Here is a 2,032-nt window from a genome sequence, read left to right on the forward strand (position 1 = left end):
ACACAATGTAAAAAATGAATTTTTTTACCCTTTTGAGAAATAAATTTACATGAGAAAAGACATTTTTTATTTTGGAGTTACCATTGCATTTATTGCCATTATTAGTTCTGGTTTTAAAGCATTTAAAGAGGAATCTGTAACCGGATTTCATATCGATGATTCAGAAGTTTTTGAATATCGAGTTCCTTCAAAAGACGAATCGGTTAAGTTGAATTTTTCTATACCTTATACTGGAAATACTTATATCGGTTTCACACAAGCCTTAGGAGTCAAAGAATCTGCAGGCATTTACACTCTGGTTAATCCTTATGGTTATATGGGGAAATACCAATTCGGAAGAAGCACATTACGACACATTGGTGTTTATGACTTCAAAAACTTTCTTAATAACCCAAACTTACAAGAAAACGCTTTTTATGCGTTACTGTGTATAAATAAATGGGAGTTAAGAAAAGAAATTAAAAATTATTCAGGTAGAATAATTAACGGAATCAAAATTACAGAATCGGGATTATTAGCAGCAGCGCATTTAGCGGGTGCAAGTTCAGTAAAAGCATACCTTAGAAGCAACGGAAAAAATGGTTTTAGAGACGGTTTTGGAACTTCTTTAAAATCTTATATTAAACGATTTAACGGTTATGATACTTCAAATGTTATATCCAATAGGTTTGCTAAAGTAACAAACTAATTTTTTTGAATAATAAATATACAAGGTCGATTATGTAAATCGGCCTTTTGTTTTTTCCAGTCGTTTACGGTTTTTGTTTTAATAAATTCTGTAGGTAACGTAATATCGCAAGCAATACACAAATTGGTTTGAGGATGAAGTGTATTTAGAATATCTTCTAAAAATTTATTATTTCTATACGGCGTTTCCATAAAAAGTTGTGCTTGATTTTTTTCTTGAGACCATTTTTCTAAATTTCTCAAAGCACTTTTCTTTTCACTTTTATCAATAGGTAAATAACCAGTAAAAGCAAAACTTTGACCGTTCATTCCACTTGCCATTAATGCCAATAGAATTGAGCTAGGTCCAACTAATGGCACTACTTGAATTCCTTTTTCGTGAGCTAATTTTATAATTACAGCCCCTGGATCTGCTATTCCAGGACATCCGGCTTCACTCATTACGCCCATATCGATTCCGTTTAATAAGGGCTGAATCATTTCGTAGTGTTCAGAAATCTCAGTATGTTTATTTAACGACCATAATTTTAAACTTGGCTGCGATTTTTCTGGGCATATTGCTTTAATACATTTTCTGGCCGTTTTTTCATTTTCTACAATGTAATGATCCAAAAGTGTCACACATCTTTTGATAGTTTCTGGTAAAACATCATTTGGATTTACAGTAACTTCACCAGGATTTGATAAGGTACATGGAATCAAATATAATTTACCAAATTTTGTATTTGTGCTCATCTTTTATTTTTTTAATAAAGAGAAAATAACTTAATGTGTTTATTTTGAATGAATTTTGCTTGCGATTATAGTACATGCTTCATCTAACAGATGAAAAACATGTTCAAAATCTTCCATTTCACCATAATAGGGATCTGGAACTTCCAAATTACTTGTTGAATCTACTTCATTCAAAATTAATTTAACTTTTTGTTTGGAAGCCTCATTGGGCGCTATGGCGATTACATTTTTGTAATTAGAAGTGTCCATTACATAAATAAAATCGAAAGTTTCAAAATCAGATTTTGACAGTTGCCTGCATTTTTGTTGGCTAATGTCAATACCAAATTTCTTAGCAGTTACAATAGAACGTTTGTCTGGCGCCGTTCCAACATGATAGTTTGCTGTTCCAGTACTATCTACAATACATTTGTTTTTAGGAAGTTTTGATTGTAAAACACCTTCTGCTAATGGCGAGCGGCAAATATTACCCAAACAAACCATTAAAACCTTGGTAGGCATTTTAAATACTCAGCTTTTTGTTAATGTCTTCCACAAACTTTTTAAATTGTTTGTCGGTAGCCACTAAATTGTCAACTGTTTTTACAGCATGTAATACGGTTGCATGGTC

General features: G+C 31.9%; 3 protein-coding genes. 1 reads left to right on the forward strand and 2 read right to left on the reverse strand.

Annotated elements, in window-relative coordinates; translation table 11 throughout:
- The first annotated feature begins 49 nt into the window (after positions 1-49).
- Positions 50-688 (forward strand): peptidoglycan-binding protein LysM, encoded by a 639-nt coding sequence (locus ABWO04_RS11415; protein WP_353079812.1) that lies wholly within the window; start codon positions 50-52, stop codon positions 686-688.
- On the opposite strand, the gene ABWO04_RS11420 is transcribed toward ABWO04_RS11415, so the two are convergent.
- Together ABWO04_RS11420 and ABWO04_RS11425 are read right to left on the reverse strand one after the other, a co-directional pair.
- Positions 685-1,422, reverse strand: a complete 738-nt coding sequence (locus ABWO04_RS11420; RefSeq protein WP_353079813.1) for an SAM-dependent methyltransferase — start codon at positions 1,420-1,422, stop codon at positions 685-687. The genes ABWO04_RS11415 and ABWO04_RS11420 overlap by 4 nt on opposite strands.
- Positions 1,423-1,461: 39 nt before the next feature.
- Positions 1,462-1,923, reverse strand: coding sequence for a low molecular weight protein-tyrosine-phosphatase (locus tag ABWO04_RS11425; protein WP_353079814.1), 462 nt, complete (start codon positions 1,921-1,923; stop codon positions 1,462-1,464).
- Between the last annotated feature and the right edge of the window lie 109 nt (positions 1,924-2,032).

The organism is Flavobacterium sp. (assembly GCF_040382755.1).
Classification (GTDB): domain Bacteria; phylum Bacteroidota; class Bacteroidia; order Flavobacteriales; family Flavobacteriaceae; genus Flavobacterium.